A 1,219-nucleotide genomic window follows, 5' to 3' on the forward strand; every position below is an offset into this window, starting at 1 on the left:
TGGACGTTCAGCCCCAATGTGACGGCAAGCGCGGCCTGGATGCGCCTGCTCAACGACAACTGGCAGGGCGATTCCAGCCAGCCCGCGAACTTTCTTGACAACTTTGACCTTGTTGCGCTTACGGTGCCGGTCACCCTTGACGGCCTGAAGATCACGCCCTGGGCCATGGCCGGGGGCATGGGACCCAACAGCCTTATGCCCGCTACGGTTACCGGCATGCCCGGCGGCAGCAAAAAATTCACGCTCAACAACCCCCTGGCAAGCACCCAGGGCATTGACGGCCTGCAGCTGCGCGACGGCCTGTACCCGGCAGCATTCAGCACAAAACGCACCGGTTCGTCCATCTGGAACGATGACTACAGCACCCTTTACTGGGGTGGCATCACCGGGGACTGGACCGCCCTTGACCCCTTCCGCCTGCGCGCCGACTTTGTTTACGGCGGCGTCAAGCGTGAGCATGAGTATCTCAACCGTCAGGGCTGGTACGGTATGCTGGTCATGGAATACGCCCTGGACTGGGGCCTGCCCGGCGTCTACGGCTGGTACTTCAGCGGCGATGACGACAACCCCCATAACGGCTCGGAACGTCTGCCCTATATCGCCACCACCAACAACCTGCACAATTCGCTTTCCACCTTCGGTTACCGGGGCAATCCGTCCATGGGCGGAGCCAAGGGCGTGCTCGGAACCAACCCGAGCGGAACCTGGGGCGTGGGCGCGCGCCTGAAGGATCTGAGCTTTCTTGACAATCTCAGTCATACCCTGCGCCTGAACTATTTCGGCGGAACCAACAGCCCCGAAATGGCAAAGTATATCACGGGCCGCAAGGCAGAAGACGGCGCTGGCCGCCAGGTTTATCGCAACAATACGGACTTCAACTCCTTCGGCACGTATCTGACCACCGAAGACACCGGGATGGAAATCAACCTGGACAGCACGTTCAAGGCTTCTGAAAATCTGAACTTCTTCCTGGGCTTGGGCTACATACACCTTTGGCTTGATAAGGACGTATGGGGACGGTATCAAAACACCTCCGGCGACAGCCTCAATGTTGCCGATGCCTGGAAGGCGTCCCTCACGGTGGTTTATTCCTTCTAGAGCAATTTCACTTTGAAATTGCTCTGGCGACTGCGCGAGCAGACGCCCGCCGCGAAGGCGTAAGCGCAATTTATTTGCGCGGTTAAACGCCGAAGCGAGCGTGTTTTAAACTTTGAAAATG

The 1,219-nt window shown here is 58.5% G+C and carries 1 protein-coding gene; it reads left to right on the forward strand.

The features are described from left to right. On the forward strand, positions 1 to 1,098 hold a 1,098-nt coding region (locus V6C07_RS00490; protein WP_333534389.1), incomplete at its 5' end, for a hypothetical protein. Positions 1,099 to 1,219 lie beyond the last annotated feature (121 nt).

Source organism: Desulfovibrio sp. 1214_IL3152, from assembly GCF_036763055.1.
Classification (GTDB): Bacteria; Desulfobacterota; Desulfovibrionia; order Desulfovibrionales; family Desulfovibrionaceae; genus Desulfovibrio.